Source organism: Salinisphaera orenii subsp. halophila YIM 95161 (assembly GCF_003732545.1).
Classification (GTDB): Bacteria; Pseudomonadota; Gammaproteobacteria; order Nevskiales; family Salinisphaeraceae; genus Salinisphaera; species Salinisphaera orenii_A.
The window spans coordinates 1-22,455 of sequence record NZ_AYKF01000085.1; the positions used below are offsets into that span (position 1 = coordinate 1).

Annotated in this window: 19 protein-coding genes; 6 read left to right on the forward strand and 13 right to left on the reverse strand. The window is 69.9% G+C overall.

Translation table 11 applies throughout. The features are described 5' to 3' along the window. Positions 1-23: 23 nt before the first annotated feature. From leuD to leuC, 3 genes are read right to left on the reverse strand one after another with little or no spacing between them, the layout of a single operon-like run. Entirely contained in the window at positions 24-668 is a 645-nt protein-coding gene (gene leuD, locus SAHL_RS09795) for a 3-isopropylmalate dehydratase small subunit (RefSeq protein ID WP_123591238.1), read from the reverse strand. 12 nt (positions 669-680) lie between these two features. Continuing rightward, a complete protein-coding gene (locus SAHL_RS09800; protein WP_123591239.1) occupies positions 681-1,496 on the reverse strand; it encodes a class I SAM-dependent methyltransferase in 816 nt (271 codons plus the stop codon). Continuing rightward, a complete protein-coding gene (gene leuC / locus SAHL_RS09805; protein ID WP_123591240.1) occupies positions 1,493-2,905 on the reverse strand; it encodes a 3-isopropylmalate dehydratase large subunit in 1,413 nt (470 codons plus the stop codon). The genes SAHL_RS09800 and leuC overlap by 4 nt, the downstream gene beginning before the upstream one ends. Before the next feature lie 108 nt (positions 2,906-3,013). On the opposite strand from leuC, the gene SAHL_RS09810 reads away from it, so the two are divergent. After that, positions 3,014-3,910, forward strand: coding sequence for a LysR family transcriptional regulator (locus SAHL_RS09810; protein ID WP_123591260.1), 897 nt, complete (start codon positions 3,014-3,016; stop codon positions 3,908-3,910). On the opposite strand, the gene SAHL_RS09815 is transcribed toward SAHL_RS09810, so the two are convergent. The 3 genes from SAHL_RS09815 to prmB form a co-directional block, all read right to left on the reverse strand. Continuing rightward, the gene (locus tag SAHL_RS09815; protein WP_123591241.1) at positions 3,894-5,234 is read right to left on the reverse strand and encodes a YybH family protein; all 1,341 of its coding nucleotides are present in this window, start codon (positions 5,232-5,234) and stop codon (positions 3,894-3,896) included. The two genes, SAHL_RS09810 and SAHL_RS09815, sit on opposite strands and share 17 nt — an antisense overlap. A gap of 85 nt (positions 5,235-5,319) precedes the next feature. Then, positions 5,320-6,423, reverse strand: a complete 1,104-nt coding sequence (aroC, locus tag SAHL_RS09820) for a chorismate synthase (RefSeq protein ID WP_123591242.1) — start codon at positions 6,421-6,423, stop codon at positions 5,320-5,322. Then, on the reverse strand, positions 6,423-7,358 hold the full coding sequence (gene prmB / locus SAHL_RS09825) for a 50S ribosomal protein L3 N(5)-glutamine methyltransferase (RefSeq protein WP_123591243.1): 936 nt from the start codon (positions 7,356-7,358) through the stop codon (positions 6,423-6,425). Before prmB ends, aroC begins: the two co-directional genes overlap by 1 nt. Positions 7,359-7,543: 185 nt before the next feature. On the opposite strand from prmB, the gene asd reads away from it, so the two are divergent. Beyond that, complete coding sequence (gene asd, locus SAHL_RS09830; protein WP_123591244.1) at positions 7,544-8,440, forward strand: archaetidylserine decarboxylase; 897 nt, start codon at positions 7,544-7,546, stop codon at positions 8,438-8,440. Positions 8,441-8,534: 94 nt separating this feature from the next. Here asd and epmA read toward each other — a convergent pair whose 3' ends face one another. Together epmA and efp are read right to left on the reverse strand one after the other, a co-directional pair. Next, positions 8,535-9,488 (reverse strand): EF-P lysine aminoacylase EpmA, encoded by a 954-nt coding sequence (gene epmA, locus SAHL_RS09835; RefSeq protein WP_123591245.1) that lies wholly within the window; start codon positions 9,486-9,488, stop codon positions 8,535-8,537. 19 nt (positions 9,489-9,507) lie between these two features. Beyond that, entirely contained in the window at positions 9,508-10,080 is a 573-nt protein-coding gene (gene efp / locus SAHL_RS09840) for an elongation factor P (protein ID WP_123591246.1), read from the reverse strand. Positions 10,081-10,151: 71 nt separating this feature from the next. Between efp and epmB the strand changes: the two genes are divergently transcribed. After that, positions 10,152-11,213 (forward strand): EF-P beta-lysylation protein EpmB, encoded by a 1,062-nt coding sequence (gene epmB, locus SAHL_RS09845; protein ID WP_123591247.1) that lies wholly within the window; start codon positions 10,152-10,154, stop codon positions 11,211-11,213. A 42-nt stretch (positions 11,214-11,255) separates the two neighbouring features. Then, positions 11,256-13,361, forward strand: coding sequence for an EAL domain-containing protein (locus SAHL_RS09850; protein WP_123591248.1), 2,106 nt, complete (start codon positions 11,256-11,258; stop codon positions 13,359-13,361). 306 nt (positions 13,362-13,667) lie between these two features. Here the strand turns inward: SAHL_RS09850 and parC are convergent, their stop codons facing one another. Beyond that, positions 13,668-15,905: a DNA topoisomerase IV subunit A gene (gene parC / locus SAHL_RS09855; protein WP_123591249.1), complete on the reverse strand. Its 2,238-nt coding sequence runs from the start codon at positions 15,903-15,905 to the stop codon at positions 13,668-13,670. A 15-nt stretch (positions 15,906-15,920) separates the two neighbouring features. Further along, positions 15,921-17,831, reverse strand: coding sequence for a DNA topoisomerase IV subunit B (gene parE / locus SAHL_RS09860; protein ID WP_123591250.1), 1,911 nt, complete (start codon positions 17,829-17,831; stop codon positions 15,921-15,923). 132 nt (positions 17,832-17,963) lie between these two features. On the opposite strand from parE, the gene SAHL_RS09865 reads away from it, so the two are divergent. Then, the gene (locus SAHL_RS09865) at positions 17,964-18,251 is read left to right on the forward strand and encodes an exodeoxyribonuclease VII small subunit (protein ID WP_123591251.1); all 288 of its coding nucleotides are present in this window, start codon (positions 17,964-17,966) and stop codon (positions 18,249-18,251) included. A 156-nt stretch (positions 18,252-18,407) separates the two neighbouring features. Here the strand turns inward: SAHL_RS09865 and SAHL_RS09870 are convergent, their stop codons facing one another. Continuing rightward, positions 18,408-19,319, reverse strand: a complete 912-nt coding sequence (locus SAHL_RS09870) for a DNA/RNA non-specific endonuclease (RefSeq protein ID WP_184947604.1) — start codon at positions 19,317-19,319, stop codon at positions 18,408-18,410. Between the two features lie 71 nt (positions 19,320-19,390). Here SAHL_RS09870 and SAHL_RS09875 point away from each other — a divergent pair, with 71 nt between their 5' ends. Then, entirely contained in the window at positions 19,391-20,062 is a 672-nt protein-coding gene (locus SAHL_RS09875; RefSeq protein ID WP_123591253.1) for a Bax inhibitor-1/YccA family protein, read from the forward strand. Positions 20,063-20,139: 77 nt separating this feature from the next. On the opposite strand, the gene cysG is transcribed toward SAHL_RS09875, so the two are convergent. Together cysG and SAHL_RS09885 are read right to left on the reverse strand one after the other, a co-directional pair. After that, positions 20,140-21,558, reverse strand: coding sequence for a siroheme synthase CysG (gene cysG, locus SAHL_RS09880; RefSeq protein WP_245968475.1), 1,419 nt, complete (start codon positions 21,556-21,558; stop codon positions 20,140-20,142). A 27-nt stretch (positions 21,559-21,585) separates the two neighbouring features. Further along, complete coding sequence (locus tag SAHL_RS09885; protein ID WP_123591254.1) at positions 21,586-22,401, reverse strand: sulfite exporter TauE/SafE family protein; 816 nt, start codon at positions 22,399-22,401, stop codon at positions 21,586-21,588. Positions 22,402-22,455: the final 54 nt, after the last annotated feature.

Consider the following 22,455-nt stretch of genomic DNA (forward strand, 5'->3'; position numbering starts at 1 on the left):
CTCGTACGACACGGCAACAGGCCCTAGAGTTCACGAAAGATCCAGGGCTTTTCGCCGGCCCGCCGCGCCTCGAACGCCCGGATCGCATCGGCGTGCTGCAGCGTCAGGCCGATATCGTCCAGGCCTTCGAGCATGTTCTTGCGCCGGTAGGCGTCGATCTCGAAATCGTAGGCCGTGCCGTCGTCGAGGCCGATACGCTGCTCGACCAGATCCACGCGCGCCTCCAGCCCCCGGCGCGCCTCTGCCGCGGCGAACAGCGCATCGACGGTATCGGCGGGCAGCGCGATCGGCAGCACCCCGTTCTTGAAACAATTGTTGTAGAAGATGTCGGCGAAGCTCGGCGCGATCACGCAGCGGATGCCGAAATCCTCGAGCGCCCAGACCGCGTGCTCGCGCGAGGAGCCGCAGCCGAAGTTCTCGCGCGCCAGCAGAATCGAGGCATCGCGATACGGCTCGGTGTTGAGCACGAAATCGGGATTCTCGCGCCGGGTGGCGACGTCGACGTCCAGCCCGCCGGCGTCGAGATAGCGCCAGTCGTCGAACAGATGCGGGCCGAAGCCGGTGCGCCGGATCGACTTCAGATACTGCTTGGGAATGATCGCGTCGGTGTCGACGTTGGCCCGGTCCAGCGGCGCGACGATGCCGTCGTGAATGGTAAATGCCTGCATGACGTTCTCTCGTTAAGGGGTTGTCGCAAAACGGGGCGTGCCCGGCCGGCGCGCGACGAAGCGAAGCCGCACATAGGGCGCGGTCCAGTGGCCGTCCGCGTCCTGCAGGACCGGTGCGAGCCGGGCGCGCACCGCCCGGATGTAGTCCCGGCGTTCGTCGCCCGCGGCGAAGGCGTGCACGAACGGTCGCGCGAGCGTGGTCAGCCAGTCATCGATGTCGCCCGGCAGCGGCGTCGGCCGTTCGAAGCAGTCGTCACGTTCGATCGAGAAACCGGCCGTTTCGAGTTGTTTCAGATACGTTTTCGGCGCCGGAAAAACCCAGGGATCGAGTTCGTCGGGCATCCGGCCGCGGGCAGCAGCCTCGACGCGCAGGGCCTCGCGGATCGGCGCCACATTGCCGGCCACGCCGAACTCGGCCACGAAGCGTCCGCCCGGCTTCAACGCTGCATAAACGCCCGCGATCACCGCACTCGGATCGCGCTTCATCCAGTGCAGCGCGGCGTTGGAGAACACGGCGTCGAAAACCGCGTCGAACGCCAGCCGCTGACCGTCACCGGCCTGCACCGCCAGTCCGCGGTCGCGGGCGGCCGCGAGCAGGGCCGTGCTGCTGTCCAGGCCCAGCACGTCGGCGCCGTGTGCCGCGATACGCTCGCTCAGCGCGCCGTCACCGCAGCCCAGATCGAGTATCCGCTCGCCCGGCGCCGGCGCCAGCCAGTCGACCAACGAGACCGCCCGGTCGGCGACGAAGCGCGCGTGCCGGCCGTAGGCCTCGGCGTCCCAGCCACCATCGGCTCCGCCGCCGCCCGCGTTCGCGGCGACCGCGTTCACCGGCGAGTGGCCTCGAGCTCGCGGATATCGACGAAGTGCCCGTAGACCGCGGCCGCCGCGGCCATGGCCGGGCTGACCAGATGCGTCCGTCCGCCCTTGCCCTGGCGGCCCTCGAAGTTGCGGTTCGAGGTCGACGCACAGCGCTCGCCGGGCAGCAGGTTGTCGTCGTTCATGCCCAGACACATGGAACAGCCGGCGTCACGCCACTCGAAGCCCGCCGCCCGGAAGATCGCATCCAGGCCTTCCTTCTCGGCCTGCAGTTTCACCAGGCCGGAGCCCGGCACGACCATCGCCAGCTTGATGTTGGGGGCGATGCGCCGCCCTTCGAGATAGTGCGCCGCCACGCGCAGATCCTCGATCCGGGCGTTGGTGCAGGATCCGAGGAATATCTTGTCGAGCATGACCTCGGTCAGCGGCACGCCGGGAGTCAGGTCCATGTATTCGAGCGCGTTGCGCCAGCCCTCGGCCTGGGTCTCGCTGCCCGCATCCTCGGGGGCCGGCACCCGCGCGGTCACGGGCGCGACCATCTCCGGCGAGGTGCCCCAGGTCACCTGCGGCGCGATCTCGGCGGCGTCGAGCACCACCACGCGGTCGTACTCGGCGTCGTCGTCGGAGACCAGCGTGCGCCAGTAGGCCTCGGCGGTCTCCCACTGGGCGCCGTCCGGCGCATAGTTGCGCCCGCGCATGTAGTCGATGGTGGTGTCGTCGACCGCGACCATGCCGGCCCGCGCGCCGGCCTCGATGGACATGTTGCAGATCGTCATCCGCCCTTCCATCGACAGCGCGCGGATCGCCTCGCCGCCGTATTCGATGACGTAGCCCGTGCCGCCCGCGGTGCCGATCTTGCCGATGATGGCGAGCATGATGTCCTTGGCGGAAATACCGGGCGCGACCTGGCCGTCGACACGCACCAGCATGGTCTTCGAACGCGACTGCGGCAGCGTCTGGGTGGCCAGCACGTGCTCGACTTCGGAGGTGCCGATGCCGAAGGCCAGCGCGCCGAAGGCGCCGTGGGTGGCGGTGTGCGAATCACCGCAGACGATGGTCATGCCCGGCTGGGTCGCGCCCTGCTCCGGGCCGATGATGTGCACGATGCCCTGGCGCGGATCGCCCATGCCGAACAGGCGGATGCCGTGTTCGTTGCAGTTGGCCTGCAGCGCCTCCACCTGAGCCCGCGAGATGGTGTCGGCGATGCCGCCCTCGCGGTTGATCGTGGGCACGTTGTGATCGGGCACCGCGAGGTTGGCACTCACACGCCACACGTCGCGCCCGGCCAGACGCAGGCCCTCGAAGGCCTGGGGCGAGGTCACCTCGTGGACCATGTGGCGGTCGATATAGAGCAGGCCGTTGCCGCCCTCCTCGCGCACCAGGTGTTCGTTCCAGATTTTCTCGTACAACGTCTGAGCCATGACGACTTCCTCACTGGCGATACGCGCAAGAGCGTATGGGTCGCCGGCGAATAACTCAAATGAATGTTATCGATATAATCCATTACTTTCCGGAACCAGTTGCAGCCCATGCAGACCGAATCCATCCGCGCCTTTGTCACCATCTGCGATCAGGGCTCGTTCCAGGCCGCGGCGCGGACGCTGCACCTGAGCCAGCCGGCGATCAGCAAACGCCTGGCCAATCTCGAGGAGCGGCTCGGCCATCCCCTGTTCGACCGGGTCGGACGCGGGGTCGCTTTGACCGAGGCCGGGCGCGCCTATCTGCCGCATGCCCGCGAGCTGCTGGCCGTGCTCACCGACGGCCAGCGTGCCCTCGACAATCTCGGCGGCCGCGTCGCCGGCCCGCTCCGGCTGGCGCTTTCGCACCATGTGGGCCTGCACCGCATGCCGGCGGTGCTGCGCACCTACGTCCGCCGCTATCCGGACGTGGAACCGCAGATTCTGTTCATGGATTCGGAGACCGCCTGCCGGGCGGTGGCCAACGGCACCCGCGAGCTCGCAGTGATCACCCTGCCGACGTCGCCCCATCCCGTGCTCACCGAACACGCGATCTGGGACGACCCCATGCGCGTGTTCGTCGGCCGCGACCACGCCCTGGCGCAGCGCAGGGCGGTCGACGTCGCGGACCTGGCCGCGCATGCCGCGATCCTGCCGCCGGTCGACAGCTACACCTACGCCATCATCGAATCGGCGCTGGCGGCCCACGACGTGGCGGTGGCCCCGCGCATGACCAGCCACTACCTGGAGACGCTGCGCATGCTCGCCGGCGTCGGCATCGGCTGGACCGTGCTGCCGGCGTCCATGGCGCATCCCGAACTCGTGCGTCTCGAGCTGCCGGGGTTGGCCCTGCACCGGCGCCTGGGCGCGGTCCGGCACCCGCAGCGCAGTCTGTCGAACGCCGCCGCACGCCTGCTCGCCCTGCTCGAGGACGAGCGCGGCGACGCCCCGCTCAGCTCTCGCGAATGATGCGCCAGCCGCCGTCCTCGCGTTCGAGGGTCACCTGCTTGCGCTCGCGATCCGAATAGCCCTCGGATTCGTAGTGCTGCTCGAAACGGGCCCGAACCGTGTCGTCGGCCCCGCGCGTCACCCGGATGTCATCGAGTTCGACGCGGATCCGGTCCGGCGAGCGCACGCGCTCGCGCCGCGCCTCGGCCCAGGCCGCCCGGCTCCGGTCGCCCGCCGGCTCGAAGTTGTCGCTGTAGGCGTTCAGATAGCCCTGCACATCCTGGTCGGACCAGGCTTCGGCCCAGTTGTCGAGCGCAGTGCGCACCTCCGCGGCAACGGCGTCGGCCGAGGCCCGGGTCCGCTCGTCCTCGCGCGACGGCATGGCGTCGCCGGCCGCCGTGAACTCGATGGCGTCGGGCGCGCCTTCGCGCAGGATCCGCCAGCCGTCATCGGTCTCGGTCAGCAGCAGCGCCTTGGCCTCGACGTCCTGATAGGTATCGGAGCGATAGCGCTGCTCGAAACGGGCCAGCGCCTGATCGCCGCGCCGCTCGATGCGCGTATCGCCCAGACTCACCTCGATCCGCGCCGGCGAGGAAACGCGTTCGCGGCGTTCGGCGGCCCAGGCGGCGCGGCTGTCCGCCTCAGCCGGCACAAAGTCCTCGGCGTAGACCCCGAGATAGGCGGCCACGTCCTGCGCCGACCAGGCGTCGGCCCAGCGCTGAACCGCCGCGGCCGGCGTGTCCGCATCCACGACGGCGCGGTCGGCGCTATCGCCGCCCTCGGCGTTCGGGGTCGCGCCGGCGTCGGCATCGCCTGGCGTGTCCGCCGCGCCGATTCCGCTGCCGCCGGCGTTGTCGATGAAGGCGGCGAGCTGCTCGCGCTTGGCGCGGGCGATGGCGTTGTCCTCCTCCAGATCGCCCGCGCGGCCGTAGGCCTCTCGGGCGAGGGCCACGTAGATGTCGCCGAGGTTCTCCTGGGCCGGACCGTGTTTCGGATCGATCCGGATGGCGCGCTGGAGCGCGTCGCGCGCGTCGGTGAGCGAGCCCCGGCGGGCCCTCAGCACGCCCAGATTGTTCCAGGCCTCGGCCATATCCGTTCGCTGCTCGGTGAGCTCTTCGAACACCGATATCGCGGCCTGCGTGTCGCCGCTGCGGGCCAGTGCCAACCCCTTGAGAAACCGTGCCTCGCTGTCGTCGGGCCGCTCCGCGAGCACGGCCTCGAGCTGCTCGACGGCTTGCGTGTAGTCGCTATCCGACAGCGCCTGCCGGGCGGCCTGCATGTCGGCATGCGCGGTCGACACGCCGATGCCCAGGACGACAGCCAGAACGAACCGCCGTGTTTGCACAAATCCTTTTGTTATCAATCGATCCCCCGTCGTCGCGCCACACCGGCATCACTATGCCCGAGGCGCGCGGCGCGAGGCGAGCGGTTCAGCCGCCGGGTTCGTCCCCGATCGGCGGCAGGCCGCTGTCGACGTCGGCATTCTGGCCGCGGTGGCGCAGCGCGTGGTCCAGCAGCACGATCGCGAGCATGGCCTCGGCGATCGGGGCGGCGCGCAGACCCACACAGGGATCGTGGCGGCCGGTGGTGCGCATCTGCGTGGCCTGGCCGCGGGTGTCGATGGTATCCCCCGGGATGACGATGCTCGAGGTCGGCTTGAGCGCCATGCTGGCGCGGATCGTCTGGCCACTGGAGATGCCGCCCTGGATCCCGCCGGAGTGGTTGCTCCGGAAGCCGGTCGGCGCCATCTCGTCGCGGTGCTCGGAGCCACGCGTCTCGACCACGCCGAAACCGTCGCCGATCTCCACGCCCTTGACCGCGTTGATGCTCATCAGCGCCTTGGCGATATCCGCATCGAGGCGGTCGAAGACGGGTTCGCCCCAGCCCGGCGGCACGCCGGCGGCGACGACGTCGATGCGCGCGCCGATGGAGTCGCCATCGCGTCGCAGGGCGTTGATGTAGTCCTCGAGCTCGCCCAGGCGGGCGGGCTCGGCGCAGAAGAACGGGTTCGTATTGGCGGCATCCAGGTCCTCGCAGGCCAGCCGGATCGGGCCCATCTGGGCCAGATAGCCCTGGATGCGCACGCCGAAGCGCTCGGCGAGCACCCGGCGTGCGATCGCACCCGCGGCCACCCGTACGGCGGTCTCGCGGGCCGAGGAACGGCCGCCGCCGCGATAGTCGCGCACGCCGTATTTCTGCAGGTAGGCGTAGTCCGCGTGGTTGGGCCGGAACACGTCCTTGATCTTGGAATAGTCGCGCGAGCGCTGATCGGTGTTCTCGATGATCACCGCGATCGGCGTGCCCGTGGTCACGCCCTCGAACACGCCGGAGACGATGCGCGCCTCGTCGCCCTCGCGACGCTGGGTCACGTAGCGCGAGGTGCCGGGCTTGCGCCGGTCGAGATCGGTCTGCAGCAGCGCCTCGTCGATCGCGATGCCCGGCGGGCAGCCGTCGACCACGCAGCCGATCGCCGGGCCATGGCTCTCGCCGAAGGAGGTCACGGTGAAGGCCTGTCCCCAGGTGTTGCCCGCCATCAGTGACGCTCCTGCTGCTGTGCGGCGACCCAGGCCGCCAGATCCTCCGCTTCGAGCACGCCCACGCCGAGCCCGCCGCGCTCGAGATCGACCCAGGTGATGGGCAGATCCGGGTGGCGCTGCTCGAGCGCGAACGCGCTGTAGCCGACCTCGAGCACCAGCAGGCCGTCCTCGACGAGATAGTCGGGGGCCGTGAACAACAGACGGGTGACCAGCGACAGATCGTCGCTGTCACCGTGGAAGGCGAAACCCGGTTCGTGTCGATACTCGGGCGCCAGCCCGGCCCACTCGGCCTGGCTGACATAGGGCGGGTTGGTCACGATCAGGTCGAAGCGCTCGGCCGGCAGCCCGTCGAACAGATCCGCCTCGACGTATTCCACCTGCGGCCCGATGTCGTGCTTGTCGCTGTTGATCCGGGCCACGTCCAGCGCGTCGGCGCTGGCATCGGTGGCGACCACCCGCGCCTCCGGAAACGCCAGCGCGCAGGCGATCGCGATCGCGCCGCTGCCGGTGCACAGATCCAGGATCGCCAGCGGCTCCCGATGGCCGAGCCAGGGCTGGAAAGCGTTCTCGACGAGCTCCGCGATCGGCGAGCGCGGCACGATCACGCGTTCGTCGACGAAGAATTCGAGCCCGGCGAACCAGGCCTTGCCGGTCAGATAGGCCGCGGGCAGGCGCGTGTCGATGCGCCGCTCGATGGTCGCGCGCACGGTCTCGCGCTCGGCCGGCGTCAGCGTGGCCTCGAGATAGGCATCCGGGAGGCTGTGATCGAGCCCGAGCGCGTCCAGGACCAGATGCGCGGCCTCGTCCACGGGATTGTCGCTGCCGTGGCCGAAGGCGAGCCCGGCCGCGGCGAAGCGCGATGCACCCCAGCGGATATAGTCGAGCACACGCGTGAGCGTGGCGGTGATGTCCGGGGGGCTGTCGTGGCTCATATGTCGGATACCCGGGCGACCGTGCCCGTCGATCTGTCGGTTGGTGTCAGGCGGGCCCGTCCGCCGGCTCCCGCCGTTGCGGCCGGCGCCGGTGCGGGCGCGACTAGGATAAACCACCGGCCATGCTTTGCGTGACGGCCGCCGGGCGCTAGGCTTGCGCTGCCCGTTGCCAACCTCGCATGCCCATGTCCGAACGCACGCCGGCGAGCCACGCCGACCGGCTTTTCGCCGCCCTGTTCTGGCTGCTGCCCACCCGGCTGATCTCGCGCGGCACCCACACGCTGGCCGGGGCCCGCGCCGGCTGGCTACGGCGCGCGCTGATCGCGGGCTTCCTGCGTCTGTACCCGGCGATCGACATGACCGAGGCCGAGGAACCCGACCCGCAGGCCTACCCGTCCTTCAACGCATTCTTCACCCGCGCGCTGGCGCCCGGACAGCGCCCGCTGCCGAGCGATCCGGAGACCGTTGTCTCGCCGGTCGACGGCACGCTCGGCGCCTGCGGCGAGGCCCACCGGGGCACGATCTGCCAGACCAAGGGCATGACCTACGACCTCCAGACCCTGATGGGCGGCGACGAGGGCTGGGCCGCCGCCTTCCTCGGCGGGCGTTATGCCACCTTCTATCTCGCGCCCCACGACTATCATCGGGTGCACATGCCACTCGACGGCTGCGTGCGCGACATGCGCTACGTGCCGGGGCGGCTGTTCGGCGTCAATCCGCGCTGCGTGCGCGCCATCCCGCGCCTGTTCAGCCGCAACGAACGCCTAGTGACCCTGTTCGACACCGCGGTCGGGCCCATGGCGCTGATCATGGTCGGCGCCTTCATCGTCGGCGGCATCGAGACCCGCTGGGCCGGCACGATCTGTCCGCCGCATCGGCGCGCGCCGCACCGCCAGCCCGTCGCCGAACGCGACATCGACGCCGCCTACCACGCGCGCGGCGAAGAGATGGGCCGTTTCGCCATCGGCTCCAGCGTCATTCTTCTGTTCGGCCCCGGCGCCCTCGAATGGCCGGACACCCTCGCCGCCGGCCGGCCGCTGCGGCTGGGCGCCCCCATCGGCCGGCTCGGCACCGGCGCCTGAACGCGCCGGGTCGACCGCGGCAGGCGCAAGCGCGCAACGCGGGGCGCTGGTTCGAGACGTTTTCGACCGTGCTCGGCTGGCCGGATACGCGGCGTCAGCGGCGCGCCCAGGCGAACGGCAGCACCGCGCCGATGCCGTCGTGGCCGAGCATGAGCGCGAGCAGCCGGTCCACGCCGAGCGCCACGCCGGCGCTCGCGGGCAGGCCGTAGTCCATCGCCGCGAGCAGCGCTGCGTCCACGGGCACCGGCGCCACGCCGGCGGCTTCGCGCGCCTCGTTTTCACGGGCCATGGCCGCACGCGCGCGCGCCGGATCGGTCAATTCCTGTGCGCCGTTGGCGAGCTCGACGCCCTGCCAGTAGATCTCGAACCGGCGGCTGAGCCGGGCATCCGCCGGTTCGATCTCGACGAGCACGGCATCGTCGGCCGGAAAGCCGCTGACACAGACCGGCCCGTCCCGCCCGAGACGCGGCTGCACCACGACGCTCATGAGCAGATCGAGCCAGAAGACGCGGCTGTCGGCCGGAGCCCCGGGCGGGGCGACGCCGCGTTCGTTTGCCACCCGGGCGAGCGCGGCGGGCCCGGCCGTGAGCGGATCAAGGCCGACGTGTTCACGAAACACGTCGCGATAGCGGACCCGCTCGACCACGGACGTATCCGCCACCGTGGCCAGCAGCGCCGCGGTCTCCTCGACGACATCGGACATCGTGGCGCCGGGGCGATACCACTCCAGCATGCTGAATTCGGGGTTGTGCCAGCGGCCGGACTCGCCGGCGCGGAAGACGTGGCCGAGCTGATAGATCGCGTCGCTGCCGTCGGCCAGCAGGCGTTTGAGCGCGTGCTCGGGCGAAGGAGCCAGCCAGCCCGCGTCCTTGACCGACAGCGCATCCAGCCCCCGTTCGGCGGGTGGCGCGCGGCCGATCACGCCGGTATCGACCTCCATCACGCCGCGTTCAGCCATGAAACGGCGGACGTCGGCTAACAGCGCCGCACGCCGCGCCAGCGTCTCGCGGGTCGCGCTCGGCCGCCAGCTCGGCGCCTCGTCGGTCAACGCGCGGCGGCCGGGCCCGTCAGCTCTCGGTGGCGCGGGAGACGTATTCGCCCTTGCGGGTGTCCACGCGCAGCACCTCGCCCTCTTCGATGAACAGGGGCACCTGCACCACGGCGCCGGTCTCCAGCGTCGCCGGCTTGGTGCCGCCGCTGGATGTGTTGCCGCGCACCCCGGGGTCGGTCTCGGTGACCGCAAGGGTGACGAAGTTCGGCGCGTCGACCTGCAGCGGCACGCCGTTCCACAGCGTCACATCACAATGGTCCTGGGGCTTGAGCCATTTCGCGGCGTCGCCGACCGCGGCCTCGCTGGCCTGATACTGCTCGAACGAGTTCGGCTCCATGAAGTGATAGAACTCGTCGTCCTGATACAGATACTGCAGATCGAGGTTGAACACGTCGGCGGCCTCGACCGAGTCGCCCGACTTGAAGGTCCGCTCGACCGTGCGATTGGTCTTGAGATTGCGCACCTTGACGCGATTGAACGCCTGCCCCTTGCCCGGCTTGACGAACTCGTTCTCGACGATGGTGTAGGGATCACCGTCGAGAATGATCTTGAGACCGCCCTTGAACTGATTGGTATTGAACTGCGCCATAGAAAAACTTCCGGATCGGTCGAGCCAGCGGCGTGTTGGCGCGCGAGGCGCCGCACTCTAGACTGGAGGGCATGGAACACGCGCCCGCCGAGCCCTCGAGCGCCGCCGCGCGAAAGCGCGTCAGTCTAGCGCAAAGCGCCCCCCGCTGGCAGCAGGCGATGCGCGAGGCCGTCACCGATGTCGACACCCTGTACGACGCGCTCGAACTGCCCGCCGAGGGGCGCGCCGCCGCGCGCGCGGCGACGGCGCTGTTCGGCCTGCGCGTGCCGCGCGGCTATCTCGCCCGGATGCGCCGGCGCGACCCGCACGATCCGCTGCTGCGCCAAGTCCTGCCGGTCGCCGACGAGCACGCCGAGGTCCCCGGTTTCGACTGGGATGCGGTCGGGGACAACGCGAGTGCCGCAGGCGACGGCGTGTTGCACAAGTACCACGGCCGGGCGCTGCTGATCACCACCGGCGCCTGCGCGGTGCATTGTCGCTACTGCTTCCGGCGTCATTTCGACTATGCCGGCCAGCACGCCGGCGGCGCCCACACCGACGCCGCCCTGGCCCGCATCGACGCCGACCCGAGCATCCGCGAGGTCATCCTCTCGGGCGGCGACCCGCTGTCGCTGAGCAACCCGCGTCTGGCCGCGCTCGGCCACGGCCTCGACCGCATCGACCACGTGCACCGGCTGCGGCTGCACACACGGACCGCCATCGTGCTGCCCGAGCGCATCGACGCCGGGTTCATCGACTGGCTCGCCGCGCGCCGCCAGCAGGTGGTGATCGTCGTGCACGCCAACCACGCCAACGAACTCTCCGACGATGTCTGCCGGGCGCTCGCGGCGCTGCGCGCCACCGGCGCCACCCTGCTCAATCAGGCGGTGCTGCTGGCCGGCGTCAACGACAGCCCCGACGCGCTCGCCGCGCTCAGCGAAAAACTCTTCGCCGCCGGCGTGATGCCGTACTATCTTCATCTGCTGGATCGGGTCGCCGGGACGGCGCACTTCGAGGTCGACGAACGCCGGGCCGACGACATCATGCAAAAGCTCGCCGCCCTTCTGCCGGGCTATCTCGTGCCGCGGCTGGCGCGAGAGACCCCCGGCGCGGCGGCCAAGAGCGTACGCGCGACCACGGCGCCGGCACGTTAGGCTGGACCGCAAGCGAACAGGGGACTCAGGCGTGAATCAGGCGTGAATCAGGCACAGGCGAGCGTCGCGGCACCGTCCGAGGCGACGCCGGAAACTCTCAAGGCAGTCGTGATCGGTCGCGAACAGGACGCGATCGAAGCCGTGCGCGCGGCGTTGTCGGCGCAGCCGCACGATTGCGAACTGATTCATGCCAGCGATCCGGCCAACGTGGTCTCGCCCGAGCAGGTGGGCGCGATCGCGCTCTACGGCCTCGTCTGCCCGGCGGAGACGGACAGCGCCCGCCGGGCGCTGGCGCTGTTGCGCAATCTCGCCGACGACGCCCCGATACTGCTGTTCGTCACGGCCGAGGCCGGTCTCGATGCCCTACAGGCCGTGGCCGAAGGCGCCTGGGATCTGTGTCCGCTCGACGACGCGTCGACACTGAATCGGCGCGTTGCGCAGGCGATGGAGATCGGCCACAGCCGCTTGGCACGCCACGATCTCGGCCAGCGCCTGGTGCACGCGCAACGCCGGCTGGACGTGCTTCTCAGCCAGGGCGAGGACGCCCGGGCGAGCCTCATCGACGGCCGCATCGTGGACGCGAGCCCGGCGTTCGCCCGGCTGCTGGGGCTGGCGGACGTCGCCGACGCGAACGGCCTCGATCTGCTCGACGCGGTCGCCGAGCACGAACGCGGCCGGGTCGAGGAGGCCATCGCCCAGGTCGCGCGCGAGCACACCGATACGTCGATGGTGTTCGATCTCGCCACGCGCGAAGGCCGGCGCCAGCCGGTGCGGGCACTGTTCCAGCCCGGCGTGGACGAACCCGGCGGCCGCCAGCGCGTGAGCGCCGTTTTCCAGGCCTCCGATCAGGGGCGCGCGCCCATCGCGAACGCGCCGCAACGACCGCTGCACGACGGCCGCATGGCCCTGCACAAGGTGCTTGCCCACACCGACGCGCGCAGTCCGGAGCGCGTCCCCGGCCTGATATTCGTGGCCACCGACGAGATCTCCACGCTGCAGGATCGCATGGGTCTGGCCCAGAGCGACCTCGTCCTGCAGGAGCTGGGCCTGTTCCTGCTGGAGAACCTGCGCGGCGAGGATCGCGTGTTCCGCTTCGGCGCGGGTGAATACGTGCTGCTCGTCGAACGGCATTCGAGCCGCGAGATCGCCGAGAGCGCAGAACGCCTTCACCAGATGCTCTCCGAGGAGATCTTCGGCGACGAACGCCACAGCGCGACGCTGTCCGCCAGCGTCGCCCACATCCCGCTGGTCGCGGGCGGTGTGCACGGCGCCGACCAGCGGCTGCGCATGGTCATGGACGCCGCCTACGATCTGCGCGCCGAGGGCGGCAACGCCTGCCGCGCCTGCGAGTCCCCGGAGCCGGAGCACGCCGATCCGGAAGCCGACGCGCAGCAGTGGGTGCCACGGCTGCAGCAGGCGCTGGCTCGCGATCGCTTCAGCCTGGCCTACCAGAGCATCACGAGCCTGGCCGGCGACAGCCAGCCCTATTTCGACTGTCTGCTGCGCTATGTCGACGATCGCGGCGCACTCGTGCGGCCGGGCGAATTTCTGGGCGCCGCGGAACAGGCCGGGCTGATGCCCGAGATCGATCGCTGGGTCGCGCGCCGCGCGATCGCGGTCATCGACCAGCAGCGGGCCAAGGACGCCCACATCACGCTGTTCGTCAAACTCTCGGCGGCCACGCTGTCGAACGCCGATGCGTTCGTGGCCGCCCTCCGCGAGGCGGTGCGCGAACGCGCCATCCCGCGGCACCAGCTGATCCTCAGCCTGCGCGAGGACGACGTCCGCGCACAGACGCATGCGGCCCGCGCGCTCGCCCGCACCCTCGACGAGGACGGCTTTCGTGTCGCCCTCACCCACTACGGCAGCACGCCCAAGGCGATCCAGGTGCTGGACAACCTCCCGGCCGCATTCATCAAGCTGGCCCCGGATTTCGCCCGGCAGGTCCTCGGCGGCAACGAGGACGGCCAGCTCGGCGCGATCATCGCCAATGCCCGTGAACGCCAGATCCCGCTGATCGCCGAACAGATCGAGGACGCCAACAGCATGGCCCGGCTGTGGCAGGCCGGCGTGAACTATGTGCAGGGCCACTTCATCCAGGAGCCGGACACCGAGGCGCTCGCCCACACCGAGAACCGTCTGCGCTGAGCGGGCGAACGCCCGGCTGGCGGCGGCCCCGGCAACGACGGCGGCCCGGGCCGCGCACCACGCGCGATCCGGCGCGCTCGGATCGTCGCGACCGGCTGCAATGGAAGCCGTCCGACGACCGGCCCGAAAGCGACGGCGGCCGACGCCGCGATGCTCGCGGGACGGCCCCGGGCGGTGACGAGGACCACGCGTTATCCGGCGAGCGGCCCGTCGGCACTTGCCCGGGCACCGACACCGGTTCGAGCGCACGTGCGGCGTGGCGACCGCGGCCGACCCTGAAGACCGCGGGTCAGCGGTTCGTCGGTATCACGACGCCGGTTTGCCGGCAGCCACCGCGAGCGCCTGGACCTGGGTGTAGCCGCGGGGCAGTTTCCGCCCGCGCGAGGCGCGCGGCCCGCGATAGGGGTCGCGCTCGCCGGATTTCAGCGCCATGTGGCGCTTGCCGCTGTAGAGCAGCAGCGTCGCCTCGGCCGCGATCGCCTGCACCGCCACGACCGACTCGTCGCCTTTCAGCGCGATCAGCTTGTTGCCCTTGCCCTTGGCCAGCGCGGGCAACTCCTCGATGGCCAGGCACAGTAGCTGGCCGGCGCTGGTGACCACGCAGACCTCGGCGTCGGCAGTCGCAAAGAGGGTGGGCGCCAACGCCACCGCGCCCCGGCCCGGTGTGATGGTGGCCTTGCCGGATTTCTGGCGACTGGCCAGTTCGCCGAGGGTGGTCGCGAAGCCGTTGCCGGCGGTGCTCGCCAGCACGCATCGCAGCGTTTCGTCGCCCAGGGCCACGCCGACGAAGCGCGCCCCGTCCGCGGGGCTCAGGCTGCCGGTCAGCGGCTCGCCCTGGCCGCGGGCCGAAGGCAGTTTGTGTGCGGCCAGGCTGTAGCTGCGCCCGGTCGAATCGAGCACGATCAGCGTGTCGTTGGTGCGCCCGGGGGCGTGCGCGAGGTAGTCGTCGCCGCTGCGGAAGTTCAGCCCGGGCGCGTCGACGTCGTGGCCCTTGGCGGCGCGGATCCAGCCCTCGCGGGAGAGCACGACGGTGATCGGCTCGCTCGGCAGCAGATCGGCCTCGGACAGGGCCCGGGCCTGGCCGCGCTCGACCAGGCGGCTGCGCCGATCGTCGCCGTACTGCTCGGCGTCGGCAGCGATCTCGTCGGCGATCAGCCGGTTGAGCTTTTCCTTCGAGCCGAGCGTGACCTCCAGCCACTGGCGTTCGGCCTCCAGCTCGTCCTGCTCGCCGCGGATCTTGAACTCCTCGAGCTTCATGAGGTGGCGCAGACGCAGGTTGAGGATAGCGTCGGCCTGGACGTCGGTGATCGAGAAGCGCTCCATCATCACCGGCTTGGGCTCGTCCTCGGTGCGGATGATGTGGATGACCTCGTCGATGTTCAGGTACGCGACCAGCAGCCCTTCGAGGATATGCAGGCGGTCGGTGACCGCGTCCAGCCGGTGTTCCAGGCGCCGCGTGACCGTGGTGGTGCGATAGGTCAGCCATTCCGACAGCAGATCGCGCAGGTTCTTGACCCGGGGCGCACCGTCCAGACCGATGACGTTGAGATTCACGCGCACGTTCTTCTCGAGCCCGGTGGTGGCGAACAGATGCGCCATCAGGGCGTCGATGTCCACGCGGTTGCTGCGCGGCACGATCACCAGCCGGGTCGGGTTCTCGTGGTCGGATTCGTCGCGCAGATCCGAGACCATCGGCAGTTTCTTCGAAGCCATCTGGGCCGCGATCTGCTCGAGCACCCGGGCGCCGGAGGTCTGATACGGCAGCGCGTCGATCACCACCTCGCCGGCCTCGACCGTGTAGGTCGCGCGCAGACGGATCACGCCGTTGCCGGTGGCGTAGAGATTCCGGATCTCGGCGGCCGGGGTGATGATCTCGGCGCCGGTCGGGAAGTCCGGCGCCGGCATGTGCGCGATCAGCGCGTCGACGTCGGCGTCGGGGTGTTCCAGCAAATGGGTGGTCGCCGCGGCCACCTCACGGATGTTGTGCGGCGGTATGTCGGTGGCCATGCCGACCGCGATGCCGGTGCCGCCGTTGAGCAGCACGTTGGGCAGGCGGGCCGGCAGCGTGACCGGCTCGTCGAGCGTGCCGTCGAAATTGGGCTGCCAGTCGACCGTGCCCTGGCCGAGCTCGGAGAGCAGCGTGGCCGCATAGGCGGTCAGCCGGGATTCGGTATAGCGCATCGCCGCGAACGATTTCGGGTCGTCGGCGGTGCCCCAGTTGCCCTGCCCGTCGACCAGCGGATAGCGATAGGTGAACGGCTGGGCCATGATCACCATGGCTTCGTAGCAGGCCGAATCGCCGTGCGGATGGAACTTGCCGATCACATCACCGACCGTGCGCGCGGCCTTCTTCGGCTTCGAGGCGGCCGACAGGCCGAGCTCGGACATGGCGTAGACGATGCGCCGCTGGACCGGCTTCAGACCGTCGCCGACATGCGGCAGCGCCCGGTCGAGGATGACGTACATCGCATAGTCGAGATAGGCCTTCTCGGCGAAGGTGTTCAGCGGCAGGCGCTCGCTGTCGTGTTCGAAAGGGGTGGCCATGGGTCTGGGATCCGGTTACTGGACTTCGGCTTCGTGGCCGCGGGCCTCGAGCCAGTCGCGGCGGTCGGCGGCGCGTTTTTTCGCCAGCAGCATGTCGAGCAGTTCGTCGACGCTGGCGCTGGCCTCGTCGGCGGGCTCGATGCCGAGCTGGACCAGGCGCCGGGTGTCCGGCGCCATGGTGGTCTCGCGCAGCTGCAGCGCGCTCATCTCGCCGAGGCCCTTGAATCGCGTCACGCCGATCTTGCGCTGTTTCTTCTCGTTCTCCAGCCGCTTGACGATGGCGTCGCGCTCATCGCGGTCCAGCGCGTAGAAGACCTCCTTGCCGGCATCGATGCGAAACAGCGGCGGCATGGCCACGAACACGTGCCCGTTGGCCACCAGCGCGCGGAAATGCTTGACGAACAGCGCACACAGGAGGGTCGCGATATGCAGGCCGTCCGAATCGGCATCGGCGAGGATGCAGATCTTGTGATAGCGCAGCCGTTCGAGATTGTTGCTGCCGGGGTCCATGCCCAGCGCCACGGAGATGTCGTGGATCTCGTTGGAGGCCATGATGTCGGCGGCATCGACCTCCCAGGCGTTGAGGATCTTGCCTCGGAGCGGCATCACCGCCTGGAAGTTGCGATCGCGGGCCTGCTTGGCCGAACCGCCGGCCGAATCACCCTCCACCAGGAACAGCTCCGAGCGCGACGGATCGTCGGTCACGCAGTCGGTGAGCTTGCCGGGCAGCGCCGGCCCGGCGGTCACGCGCTTGCGCTTGACCTTCTTGGCGGATCGGGCGCGGGCCTGGGCGTTGCCGATGATCTGTTGTGCCAGCGCCTCGCCGGTCTCGGCGTGCCGGTTGAGCCATAGCGAGAACGCGTCCTTGACTGCCCCGGAGACGAAGCCGCTGATATCGCGCGAGGACAGCCGCTCCTTGGTCTGACCCGAGAACTGCGGCTCGTTCATCTTCACCGACAGCACGAAGGCGCAGCCCGACCACACGTCCTCCGGCGCGATCTTCACGCCGCGGGGCAGCAGATTGCGGAATTCGCAGAACTCGCGCACCGCCTCGGTCAGGCCGGAGCGCAGACCGTTGACGTGGGTGCCGCCGGCCGCGGTCGGAATCAGATTGACGTAGCTCTCGGCGACGCCGTCCACGCCCGGCTGCTCCGGAGCCAGCCAGGTCAGCGACCAGTCCACGGTCTGCGTGTCCTCGCTCTCGCCGCCGGTGAACGCCGGCGCGATCAGCGTCTCGACCCCGTCCAGCGCATCGGCCATGTAGTCGGCGAGGCCGTCGGCGTACTGCCAGACAATGTCCTCCTCGCCGGCCTCGTCGACGAAGCGCACCTTGAGGTTCGGACACAGCACGGCCTTGGCCCGCAGCAGATGCTTGAGCCGGCCGGTGGCGAAGCGCGGGCTGTCGAAATAGCTTTCGTCCGGGGTGAACCGCAGCATCGTCCCGGTCCGGGTCTTCGCGCACTGGCCGATTTCGGTCAGATCGGCGACCTTCTCGCCGCCGGCGAAGCGCATCTCGTAATGACGGCCGTCGCGCCAGACCTGCACCACGAGTTCCGTCGACAGCGCGTTGACCACCGACACGCCGACGCCGTGCAGGCCGCCGGAGAACTGGTACTGCTTGCTGGAGAACTTGCCGCCGGCGTGCAGCCGCGTGAGGATCAGTTCCACGCCCGAGACGCCGTGCTGGCCGTGGGTATCCACCGGCATGCCGCGGCCGTCGTCGACCACGGACAGCGCGCCGTCGGCATGCAGCGTCACGGTGATGGTCCTGGCATGCCCCGACAGCGCCTCGTCCACGCTGTTGTCGATGACCTCCTGGGCCAGATGGTTCGGCCGGGCGGTGTCCGTGAACATGCCGGGACGCTTGCGCACCGGGTCGAGGCCGGACAGCACTTCTATATCGGCGGCATCGTAGCGACTGGCCATCGACTCCTCGGGAGAACGGGCGGGAACGGTTGCGCGGCACGGTAAGCTAGACCGACAGGGCTGGCAAGACACGCCTGACGCGGTCTCGCCGCGCGGTTACACTTCGCAGGCCCAATCGATACCGATTCCGCCATGGCCCGAAAAGACGACACGCCCGCCCCGCCCGCGGCCGAAGACGACGCGCCCCGACTGGCCGAGTTCGAATCCTCGGTGGCCGAGCTCGAGGCGCTGGTCGAGGCGCTGGAAAGCGGCGAGGTCTCGCTGGAGACCGCCCTCGCCCAGTTCGAGCGCGGCGTGGTGCTCGCCCGCCAGTGCCAGTCGCTGCTCAAGAACGCGGAGCTGCGCGTCGATCAGCTGCTGACCGAGGGCGAGGACGAGCGGGTCGCCGATTTCGATGCGCCCGACGCGGCCAGCGACTGAACCGGCGCCGCACACACCGCCGACGCGGGCCGCAAGCGCGGGCCGCCGCTCGCGACTACCGAACGAAACGTCGCGCATCGCCCGGCCTTTAGCGCAAACGCAACCGGTGGGTGGCCGGGAATCGGCCGCCGAGCGTCGCTCCCGGCGCCGGCGTGATCAATCCCGCATCGGCGCGCCGCAGCGGTCGTAGCGCAGGCGCACACCGTCGCGGCCCTGCCAGCGTTCGCCGTAGCGCGCGGGCTGGCAGGCGTGGGCGGCGAAGCCGAAGGTCTCGGCCACGGCGGGCCGCGCCTCGAGCGCGCGTTCGCGGGCTGCGGCCAGATCGGGCATGAAATCCAGCCCGGTCTCGGCCTCGATCGCGTCCACCGAGACGATGAACGAATCCAGCCGCTCGTCGCCGCGTACGCTCTGCGGCACGCGAAAGGCCAGCACCCGCCAGGCGCTGTCGTCGTCGCGGGCGAGCCAGATGCGATAGAAACCGGCGGGCGCGGCGTTGTCCGACGCGGCCGGGACGGGGCCGACCAGCACCCACAGGGTGCCCGTGGCCGGCGCGATCTCGTCGGTCTCGATCTCCTCGATCCGCTGCCAGACGAGCTGATTGAGCCGCGACCGCTGCGGCACGACGTTGCTGTAATAGAAGCTCGCGCGCTGGGCGTCGTCGCCGTAGAGCTGGCCGATGGCGTAGTTCGGCGCGAGATGGCCACGATCGTAGCGTCCGGCCCCGTAACGCCGGGTCTCCGGCGCCGTGTCCAGCCGCGGGTCGGCGATGAAATCCGGCCGCGATCGGTGCGTGTAGCGTCCCACCGGGGTCACCCGATAGGCCACCCAGGCGGCCCGGCCGCGCCTCGTGTCGTAGCCGACGGTGAAACCCGGGTTGACCAATCTGCGCAGTTGCCGGGCCGACGCCTCCGGGGCACCGACGGCCGCCGGCCAGTCGCCGCCCCCGGCATCGGCGGCGCCGCCGCAGGCGACCATGCCGAAAGCCATGGGGAACATGGCCCCCAGGGCCGCGGTCCAAGCGAGCGAGGCACGGCGCAGGCGCCGCTGCGCGAGGCGTTTTAACTGCATCATCCAACCAAAGATTTCAAGCCACGACTGCCGTGCTAGCCTTGGAATCAGTCACCTACACGAGAACTTCCATGACCGCGGAACGTACTGTACAGACCTCCAGAGCGCAGACCGCGCTGGCCACCAACAGCGTCCTGCGCAATACCTACATGCTGCTGTCGATGACGCTGCTGTTCTCGGCAGCGGTCGCCGGCACGGCCATGGCGCTGAACGCGCCGCATCCGGGCATCATCATCACGCTGGTCGGCTATTTCGGCCTGCTGTTCGCGGTCGAGAAGACCAAGGATAGCGCGATGGGCCTGGTCAGTGTGTTCGCCCTGACCGGCTTCATGGGCTACACCATCGGCCCGATCATCAACATGTATCTGACGCAGTTCTCCAACGGCGGTCAGATCGTGATGATGGCTCTGGGCGGTACCGGCGCGATCTTCCTCGGCATGTCCGGCTATGCGCTGGCCTCCGGCCGCCGCTTCAATCAGTGGGCCGGCATGCTCTTCGTCGGCATCCTGGTGGCCTTCGTGATGGGCCTGATCGCGGTGATCTTCTCGATCCCGGCGCTGTCAATGGCGGTCTCGGCCCTGTTCGTGCTGCTCATGGCCGGCCTGATCGTCTACCAGACCGGCGAGATCGTCCACGGCGGCGAGACCAACTACATCAGCGCGACGGTCACGCTGTTCGTCACCATCTACAACCTCTTCCTCAGCCTGCTGCAGCTGCTCGGCGTGTTCGCCGGCGAGGAATAAGGCGCAACCGTCGACCGCGGCGGTCGACGACGTCCGAGACCGGCCCGGCATCGTGCGCGATGCCGGGCCTTTTCACGTCATGCCCCGGGTTCGCCGTCGGGATGAAACCAGCCCAGCGTCGCGTTCAGACGCACGACCTCGCCGACGATCAGCAACGTGGGCCCGGTGATGGTCTCAGCCGCAGCCCGCGCCGGCAGGTCGTCGAGCGTGCCCGCGATCAGGCGCTGATGCGCTGTGGTGCCGTCGATGACCAGAGCTGCGGGCCAGTCGGCGGCCAGCCCGTGCGTCATCAGCGCCTCGCAGATGACCGGCAGACTCTTCAGGCCCATGAAGAACACGACGGTCTGGCCGGCGCGCGCCAGTTCGGGCCAGGATAGATCGAGCGCGCCCGCCTTGAGATGCCCGGTGACGAACACCACCGACTGGGCGTAGTCGCGATGGGTCAGCGGGATGCCGGCATAGGCCGCGCAGCCGTTGGCCGCGGTCACGCCGGGCACGATCTGGAACGGCACACCGGCCGCGGCCAGCTCGGCGATCTCCTCGCCGCCGCGGCCGAAGACGAACGGGTCGCCGCCCTTGAGCCGCAATACCCGGTGCCCGTCGCGCGCCAGCCGCACCATGAGTTCGTTGATCCGCTCCTGGGCCAAGGTGTGCCGGGCCGCGCGCTTGCCCACGTGAATCCGCTCCGCCTCGCGGTTGACCAGATCGAGCAGCGCCGGCTGGATGAGGCTGTCGTGCAGGACCACGTCGGCCCGCTGCATCAGACGCAGGGCACGAAAGGTCAGTAGATCGGGATCACCCGGGCCGGCGCCCACGAGATAGACCTCGCCGGTCGCGGGCGTCGCCTCGCCGGCCGCGGCCGCGTCGATGGCACGCGCCAGCTCGACACGCGCCTGGTCCGTTCTGCCGGCCAGCACGGTCTCGGCGATGGGGCCGTCGAGCACACGCGTCCAGAACGGGCCACGATGCGCTCTTGGCAGCCGCGTCCGCACGGCTTCGCGAAACTCGCCGGCGAGAGCCGCCAGATCGCCATAGGCACGCGGCAGCCAGCTCTCCAGTCGCGCACCGAGAATGCGCGTCAGCGTCGGCGCGCGGCCATCGCTGGAGATCGCCACCTGCAGCGTGTCGCGGGTCACGGTCGCGGGCACCAGAAAATCCGATTCGCCGGCCGCGTCCGCGCGCTGCACCCACACCCCGGCCGCCCGCGCGGCGTCGGCGAGCGCGGCGTTGACGGCCGGATCGTCGGTGGTCGCGAACAACAGCCGGTAGCCGGCCACGTCGTCGGTACGGGCTTCGCGCGCCTGCCAGTCGAGACGCTGGGCCTCGGCCAGCGCCCGGATCGCCGCGGTCGCCTCCGGCGCGATCACGGTGACCCGGGCGCCGGCGCCGAGCAGGCGCTCGAGGCGGCGGGCGGCGATGCGCCCCGCCCCGGCCACCAGCACCGGGTGGCCGGACAGGCGGAGGAATATCGGCAGACTCAGCGGATCATCGGACAAGATGCGGCGCGACTCGGGCGGACGGGTTCAGCCGGCGGCCGTGAGCGTACGCACGCTGTCGAAGAGCATGCTAACGGCGACCACCAGCAGCAGGACCGATATGATCGGCCGCAGCAGCCCGTCGGGCAAGCGCGAGCCCAGCCGCGTCCCCAGATAGATACCCGGCAACGAGCCCAGCATCAGGAACGCCAGTACCGCCAGATCGGTCGTACCCAGGCTCAAATGACCGAGACCGGCCACCAGCGTCAGCGGGACGGCGTGGGCGATGTCCGTGCCCACCACCCGGATCGCGGCCAGGCGCGGATACAGCAGCAGCAGCAGCGTGGTCCCGAGCACGCCGGCGCCGACCGACGACAGCGTGACCAGCGCGCCGAGCACCACGCCGCCGACGACCGTGACCGGCTCGCGCCAGCGGTGCATCGACGCCGGCAGCCCGGACTCCTCGAGCGTGCCGTCGCGAGTGAGATACCGGAGGATATGCCGCCGCAGGAGTGTGAGTACGGCGGTGGTGATGATCGCGAGGCAGAGCGTGACCGTCATCAGCTCCTCCACCCACGGCTCGAGACCGACCAGATGCAGCCACAGGATCGTGACCACCGCCGCCGGCAGACTACCGCTGGCCATCAGGCCGACCACGCGCCAGTCGACCGTCTGCTGACGGCCGTGCAGCCAGGTGCCGAAGCCCTTGGTGCCGGCGGCATAGAGCAGATCCGTGCCGACCGCCGCCGAAGGCGAGAAGCCGAACAGCAGGATCAGCAGTGGCGTCATCAGCGAACCGCCGCCGACGCCGGTCACACCAACCGCCAGACCGACGAACAGGCCGGCCGCGCTGAACGCGAGCATCACAGTCCAGAAACGATGGAAAACAGGCGCGCAGACTAGCAGCGGCCAATCAAA

Excerpts from the sequence above, each read along its gene's own strand:
- leuD (WP_123591238.1), bottom strand. The coding sequence starts at position 668 with ATGCAGGCATTTACCATTCACGACGGCATCGTCGCGCCGCTGGACCGG.
- SAHL_RS09810 (WP_123591260.1), top strand. The coding sequence starts at position 3,014 with ATGCAGACCGAATCCATCCGCGCCTTTGTCACCATCTGCGATCAGGGC.
- prmB (WP_123591243.1), bottom strand. The coding sequence starts at position 7,358 with ATGAGCCACGACAGCCCCCCGGACATCACCGCCACGCTCACGCGTGTG.
- SAHL_RS09870 (WP_184947604.1), bottom strand. The coding sequence starts at position 19,319 with ATGCAGTTAAAACGCCTCGCGCAGCGGCGCCTGCGCCGTGCCTCGCTC.
- parE (WP_123591250.1), bottom strand. The coding sequence starts at position 17,831 with ATGGCCAGTCGCTACGATGCCGCCGATATAGAAGTGCTGTCCGGCCTC.
- SAHL_RS09885 (WP_123591254.1), bottom strand. The coding sequence starts at position 22,401 with ATGCTCGCGTTCAGCGCGGCCGGCCTGTTCGTCGGTCTGGCGGTTGGT.
- parC (WP_123591249.1), bottom strand. The coding sequence starts at position 15,905 with ATGGCCACCCCTTTCGAACACGACAGCGAGCGCCTGCCGCTGAACACC.
- aroC (WP_123591242.1), bottom strand. The coding sequence starts at position 6,423 with ATGGCGGGCAACACCTGGGGACAGGCCTTCACCGTGACCTCCTTCGGC.
- leuC (WP_123591240.1), bottom strand. The coding sequence starts at position 2,905 with ATGGCTCAGACGTTGTACGAGAAAATCTGGAACGAACACCTGGTGCGC.
- SAHL_RS09875 (WP_123591253.1), top strand. The coding sequence starts at position 19,391 with ATGACCGCGGAACGTACTGTACAGACCTCCAGAGCGCAGACCGCGCTG.
- efp (WP_123591246.1), bottom strand. The coding sequence starts at position 10,080 with ATGGCGCAGTTCAATACCAATCAGTTCAAGGGCGGTCTCAAGATCATT.
- SAHL_RS09865 (WP_123591251.1), top strand. The coding sequence starts at position 17,964 with ATGGCCCGAAAAGACGACACGCCCGCCCCGCCCGCGGCCGAAGACGAC.
- epmB (WP_123591247.1), top strand. The coding sequence starts at position 10,152 with ATGGAACACGCGCCCGCCGAGCCCTCGAGCGCCGCCGCGCGAAAGCGC.
- asd (WP_123591244.1), top strand. The coding sequence starts at position 7,544 with ATGTCCGAACGCACGCCGGCGAGCCACGCCGACCGGCTTTTCGCCGCC.